Raw genomic sequence first — 6283 nt, 5'->3', positions numbered from 1 at the left:
GCCCCAGACTTGGAGTGACGCGCCCATGTCCCAGCAACTTCTCTCCGCTTTCGGCCTCGCCCACCTGCCCTTCACCAAGGAGATTGCCGACGCCGAGCTGTGGCTGCCCGCCTCGAAAGAGGCCGTCGTCACCGACGTCATCGACGCCCTCGATTCGCGTCAGTCCGTCCTCGTCGCCGGCGAGCCCGGCGTCGGCAAGACGTGCGTGCTGCGCGCCCTGCGCCAGCGCCTCCCCAAGGAGCGCTTCCGCCTGAGCTATTGCCACAACGCGACGCTCGGTCGACGCGACTTCTACCGGCAGTTGTGCCTGGCGCTCGGCCTGCAGGCGAAGGCCACCGCGGCCGCCGTCTTCCACGCCGTCACCACGCACGTGCAGGAACTGGCCACCAGCCGCGTCCACCCCGTCTTCCTTCTCGACGAGGCGCACCTGCTCCATCCCGACGTGCTCGGGCACCTGCATATCCTTCTCAACTACGACTGGGACAGCCGGCCCCTCCTCTCCGTCATCCTCGTCGGACTCCCCGAGCTCGAGGCCCGCCTTTGCACCAGTCTCCACAAGCCGCTGCTGTCGCGCCTGCACACGCGCGTGCGCATCGCCCCCGTCTGTCTCGACGACTCCGCCGAGTACCTGCGCCACCGCCTGCGCCTGGCAGGCTGCGAGCGCGAGCTATTCCCTCGTGACGCCGTCGCGCTTCTGCACGAGGCCAGCGAGGGCGCACATCGCGAACTCGACCGCCTCGCCCTGCTGTGCCTGCGCGACGCCGCCCGTCTCAAGCGCAAGCTCGTCGACGGAGAGCTCGCTCGCGGCGTGATTGAGCGCGCCCAGTTCGCCGCGTAGCCATTTCGGCCTTGGGACGCCATCATCCCTCCTGGTGGCGTCCCGGAGCCGGCCTTGAGGGGCATCACGCCCGCTGACGGCCCGCCTGCTCCTGACGGATGGCCATCAACCAGCCGGTTTGCGCGTCCATCAGCAGACGTGCGCGTCAACACGTCGGGGACGTACGAGGCTTCTGCCCAGGAGTGCTTGAGTGACTTCACATAGTCGCGCAGCACCGCGGGTCCCGAGCCCAATCGCGAGCAACAGGCCTCGAATGCGTCCAGGTCCGGCCCATCTTCGATGAGCGCGGTAGAAGGGTGGGCACACGGTGATGCTACCTCCGGAATAGCGATTTCCGAGGTTCTCGCGCGGAGGGTGGAAATGGACCTCCGCGCAGATGTCCGGACGTCCTGGTCGCCTTCCTCCGCGCTGCGCGGCGAGTGCGTGCGGCCACTGTTGGCTTCTTCGAGCGTGTCAGTCGTGCGTGCCAGGATTTGGGGGCTTTCCGTGGAAGGCTGCGAGAGGAAGAGGAATGCGTGCTGGCCTTTGGGTGGTGGGTGTCGCCCTGCTGTTCATGGGCTGCGCTGGGGTGGAGTCCTCGACTCGCAGGGACACGTTCCATCAGCGCGCGGGACTTCCCGGGGAGCGGTGGAGCGCTTCGGGCGAGGATTCCGAACGCGAACAGGAAGCCGAAGAGGCCGACGCCCCATCGAGGCAACCGCTCCACCGCCGCCACATGTTCCGGGAGTCTGTGTCCCTCGGGGCAGGCCGTAGGCAGCAGGATGCGTTCGATGTCCTGCTTCAGAGTGCGGGACTCGAAGAGCGCGACACGCGGCCAGTCGCGGGAAGTTCTCTCTCACCGACTCACGCGGCGCGACTCCTCAAAGCGCTGTTGAAGAGGGACGTGACGCTGGGCCAGTTCCCGGCGCGTGTCGCGGTGGGCTTCGTGCTGCGGGAGGTGCTGGCGACGGGCGAGGTGTCGCGGGCGGAGCTGGTGCGCCGGGTGGCGCGCTTCAACCATCTGGCGGTGCTTCGGCCTGACGGGCGCCTCGCATGGGTACGCACCGGGAGGACACAGCAACGGGTGGGGGATGTGGAGTGGAAGGACGGGGCCTTTCGCGCGCACGGCTTCGAGCTGGGCCGCTTCTACGACGGGCGGACCGGTGTCTTCCGACTGCTCAACGAGGAGCTGCGGGAGGAGAACGGCTTCCCACTGGCCGACGTCCACGACGATGCCGACGTCATCAGTCGCACCCTGGACGGGGCCGAAGAGGCGTTCGTCGGGCTCGCGCTCGCGGTGGGCAAGTTCTTCTCGACGTCGCCAGCGGACAACCTCGCGGCGCTCCGGGAGATGCCGGCCGCTGTGGTGGCGTTGCTGGAGTCATCGCCCGAGTACCTGGAGCGCTTCCGGTACATGACGCGGGGCGAGCAAGTGCAGGCCGTCTCCAGGCTGGTGACGAACCTCATCGCGACGTGGGGGACCGTCTCCGCCGCGACGCGCACGTTGGGGGGAACAGGCTTCGCCACGTCAGAGGTCCCAGCGCTCGTGTTGTCCGCTGACGGCACCGTCGCCATGCGACTCGTGTCCGCATCTGCGGGGCGTGCCGCGGCGGTGCTGAGTGGTGGGCCAGGGGCCGCCATCGTCGTTCAGCGAGTAGGGGAGGGAGGCAGCCCCAGTTCGACGCCACCCGCTGGCCCTGGCGGCATGAAGTCCTACTCGTCGTTCAAGTCCTTCAAGCGAGCGATGGGCCCCGCAGGACCGGGGAAGGAGTGGCACCACATCGTCGAGCAGACCGACGGCAATGTGGGAAGGTTCGGCCCGAAGGCGATCCACAACACGGAGAACGTCGTCGCGCTCGACAAGGAACTTCACATGAAGGTCAGCGCGTTCTATTCGTCGAACCAGCGCATCTCAGGAGGCAAGACTGTGCGTGAGTGGCTTAGGGCTCAATCGTATGAGGCTCAGCGCGAATTTGGGTTGAACATCCTTCGCGACTTCGGAGCTCTCCCTTAATGAAGACGCCCGCAAAGTCGTTGTCGCTTCAAGCCCTTGGTGCGCTCTATGCGGAGGCTGCCGCTGCACATGGTGCTGGGAGCGAGTCCGGCGACTACCGAGCGACCAACGCACAATTTCGCAGGATTGACGCGGCCTGGAGAGAGCTTCGAGCACGAGGCGCTGAGGGCACAGGCGTGCTTGCGAGTTTGATGGTCAGCGAGAATCCACACGTGAGGGGATGGGCGGCTTCGCACGTCCTAGAGGCAATGCCCGAGGCTGCGGAAGCTGTTCTTGGCGAACTCGCTAATGGCCCCCCCGGGGTCGCCCGGTTCAATGCGGAGATGGTTCTGAAAGAGTGGCGGGCCGGTTCCTTGAAGTTCGACTGAGGAAGGGGCAATGGCGCTATCGATTTCGCAGTTGGTCGAGGAGTTTGCAGAGAACGTCGCCGCCCAAACGGACTCCATTTGGCGCGGTGATGCCAAGACCGGGAACAAGCATGCGAATCGATGCATCGCCGCGTTCAAGAAGCTGCGTGCTCACGGAGATTCAGGGCGGGACGCGCTGGCCCAGTTGTTCACGCACCCACGGATGGACGTGCGCACCGCTGCTGCGACCTACCTGCTTCGGTACAGAACCGTAGAAGCCAAGGCCGTGCTCGAAGAAGCGGCGAAGGGCGAAGGGCTCATTCCCTTTGAGGCTCAGGAGGCGTTGAAGCGCTGGGCAGAAGGCGCCTGGAGCCTCGATCCGGAGTAGCGCCAGCAGCGCGCTCGCTTGGCCAGGAGAGAAGAGGTCCCCCGACTTGCTGGCCTGTGTCAGCTCGCGCTCGTCGAACTTCACCTAAGAGCGCTCGTGTCGTTACCCGGACTGGCGTAACGCCGTAGTAACGCCACTCAGCGGCCAAAAACGAACGGGGTTGGACAGTTCGCACCGTCCAACCCCGCGTTTTTACATGTCCCCGACGGGATTCGAACCCGTGTTACCGGCTTGAAAGGCCAGCGTCCTGGAATCCAGGGGCGCGAGAGGGTACGTTATAAACTATTGGAGCGACTGGGCTTTATGGGCCTTTCCAAGCTGGCTGGTGCCCGGGCTCAGTGCTCATACGTAACCTGTACGTAATGGGTGATTGATGAGCGGCTGGACCGGCAAGTGGGCAGGCGGACGCACCAAGATCGACGGAAAGGGCCGAGCCCAGTGGGTGCTGGAGCGCATGGTCGCGGGCCGGCGCTTCACCAAGGTGCTGGATGCCACCAGTGAGAAGCAGGCCCTCGCCGAGCTGGCGCTCTTCGAGCGGGACCCCGACCAGTACGTGACCGCCAAGGAGGCCGCCGCCAAGGCCAGGGCCGATGCCGTCATCATCGACGCCCCAACGGTCGCTGGCTTCCTCGATGACCTGCGGCGGAAGGGGAGGACCGAGCCCTACATCCGCTACATCAGGAGCTATCTCGCCGACTGGGTCGAGCGCCTGGGGGCCGTGGATCTCCGACAGGTCACACTCCAGCAGTACCGGCAGGCCCTGGCGAAGATGAAGGGGGCGGAGCACAAGCGCATCGTCGCCCTCAAGAGCCTGACCGCATACCTGCGCGAGCAGGGCCGACTGACACGTACGCAGGATGCGACCCTCGACTTGAAGACGCCGACCATCAAACCGGCCCGCCCCATGGATGAGCGCGCCTACACGATGGAGCACGTCCAGAAGTTCTATGCGGCTCTGAGCAGCTACCGGTACGTGACCGGCTACCGGGTTGATCGCCAGCCAGAGGAAGGTGAGTTCCAGACCGTGGACATGCAGCCGGTCCGGGACGTGTTCGTCCTCCGGGCTTGGTGCGGGATGCACGGGACCGAGATCGAGCGCCTGGCCGAAGGGAAGGGCGTCATCAACCTCCTCGAAGGCTACGGGGAGACCGCCGGTACGCTCTTCTTCCCGCACAAGAGCGGAGAGGGACACGTCGTGTCGGTGAATGCTCAGGCCCTGGCTGCGGCTCAACGTCTCCAGGCCCGTGGTCGGGCTCCGAACCGGGTCTACCTGTCGAGGGCGATGCGCAGGACCGCACAGCAGAGCGGCCTGGATGTCATCGAGCTGGAGCGCTTGCGGCACTCCTTCATCACCTGGGCCGTGACCGGCGGCACGCTCGTGCAGCCCAAGGACGGCGGCATCCCCATCGCGAGCATCGCTGAGCTGGTTGGGCACAAGACGCAGCGGACGACGCGGCGGTTCTACTTGGGCACGTTCATCCCACCGATGGCCAGGCTGACGCTGCGCTTGGAGCATCCCGAAGATCCGAAGCCAGCCCCGAAGTTCGTCGTCGTGGCCGGTTGAACCGTACGTCGTCGCCGCTCCCCGTCCTGACGCAAGATCCTGACTGTGAAGTCGTCCTCGTCATCGACCTGGGGAAGACGGCACCGGAGGTGAGGGCAGAAGCGGCAGGTCACGGATGGCGGCAGCCAGCGCCTGTGCCTGTGCCTGGGCTCGTCGGGGCTTGGCAGTACGACTTCGGGGCTGCCTCTGGGACTCGCCAGTCTGAAGTGCATCCAGGCTGGCTACCGAGATCATGGTGCGCCTACCCACGGACTTCCCTCGCTGGAGCTGTCCCCGGCACAGCAGCTTGAAGACCTGGGTTCGGGCGCAGCCCAGTCGCCGAGCAGCCTCCTCTACAGGAATGGATACTGGGAGTGGGGCTCCGACCTGATGCCGTAGGTCCAGCATCTCCTGGCGCTGGGCCTGGACCTCTACGCGGAGGGCCCGCAGCTCCGCCAAGACCATGGCAAGGGGCTCGGCATCGTTAGCCGAGGCGACCGGTAGTGGGATGAGCTGCGTGTCGGTGCTCACGACCACCAATAACGAATCGCCGTCGCTCTCTGAGCCTTGATCGGCCCGCAGGCCCCAAGACAACCCATTGGCGAGCGGGGAAAGCTGCGGGGCAGCTCGGGCTCCAGAGACCCATTCGCTATGGAGAGATGGGGATGGGAGCCAATCCAGATGGTCCGACGGTCATCGAGATCGTGCGCAATAGGCAATTGGTGTTGCGAGGCGGGCTGGTTGATGGACGAGCGATCCACCTGGTTGATGGGCATCACCGAGCGCGAGCGTCAGCGAGCGCGCCCGGTGATGGGAGTAGCCTAAAGAGCGGCGGAGTCGGTGTCGAGCACGCGAGCGAGTACGTCGCGCTCGACGAGCTTCTTCTTGCGACGGGCGGCCTCGCGAAGCGCCGTGGTCGCGAGCCGGTCGATGTCGCGGTGGGCGCCGGAAGCGGCCTCGTGGAGCATCGCCATGGCGTCGGAGGCGAAGAGTTCTCGCTCGCAGCCCGCGTTCTTCAGGCGCAGGCGGAGATACTCCGCGGTGTCCTCGGGTCCAAGCGCGTCGATGGCGAGCCGGCGTGCGAGGCGGGAGGCGAGGCTGCGGTTGCGGCGCATCGCGAGGCGCGAGTCGAGTTCGGGCAGGCCGACGAGGATGAGGGAGAGGAGCGCCTTGG

Annotated in this window: 6 protein-coding genes; 5 read left to right on the top strand and 1 reads right to left on the bottom strand. The window is 66.0% G+C overall.

The genetic code is table 11. From position 1 onward, the window contains the following. The 5 genes from FL311_RS39965 to FL311_RS39945 form a co-directional block, all read left to right on the top strand. Nucleotides 1-838: ExeA family protein (locus FL311_RS39965; protein ID WP_228557405.1), on the top strand; the 838-nt coding region annotated here is incomplete at its 5' end. A 511-nt stretch (nucleotides 839-1349) separates the two neighbouring features. Beyond that, nucleotides 1350-2831, top strand: a complete 1482-nt coding sequence (locus FL311_RS45710) for a hypothetical protein (RefSeq protein WP_228557404.1) — start codon at nucleotides 1350-1352, stop codon at nucleotides 2829-2831. Further along, nucleotides 2831-3199 (top strand): DUF2019 domain-containing protein, encoded by a 369-nt coding sequence (locus FL311_RS39955; protein ID WP_141332890.1) that lies wholly within the window; start codon nucleotides 2831-2833, stop codon nucleotides 3197-3199. The genes FL311_RS45710 and FL311_RS39955 overlap by 1 nt, the downstream gene beginning before the upstream one ends. 10 nt (nucleotides 3200-3209) lie before the next feature. Beyond that, nucleotides 3210-3566 (top strand): DUF2019 domain-containing protein, encoded by a 357-nt coding sequence (locus FL311_RS39950; RefSeq protein WP_141332889.1) that lies wholly within the window; start codon nucleotides 3210-3212, stop codon nucleotides 3564-3566. Between the two features lie 373 nt (nucleotides 3567-3939). Next, nucleotides 3940-5130 (top strand): hypothetical protein, encoded by a 1191-nt coding sequence (locus FL311_RS39945; protein WP_141332888.1) that lies wholly within the window; start codon nucleotides 3940-3942, stop codon nucleotides 5128-5130. 800 nt (nucleotides 5131-5930) lie between these two features. On the opposite strand, the gene FL311_RS44535 is transcribed toward FL311_RS39945, so the two are convergent. Next, nucleotides 5931-6283 (bottom strand): hypothetical protein (locus FL311_RS44535; protein ID WP_305036186.1); only part of this gene is annotated, 353 nt, incomplete at its 5' end.

Source organism: Myxococcus sp. AB025B (assembly GCF_006518215.1).
Taxonomy (GTDB): Bacteria; Myxococcota; Myxococcia; order Myxococcales; family Myxococcaceae; genus Myxococcus; species Myxococcus fulvus.
The sequence above is the reverse complement of the archived record's forward strand: the minus strand, read 5'-3'. Positions and strand labels throughout refer to the sequence as shown.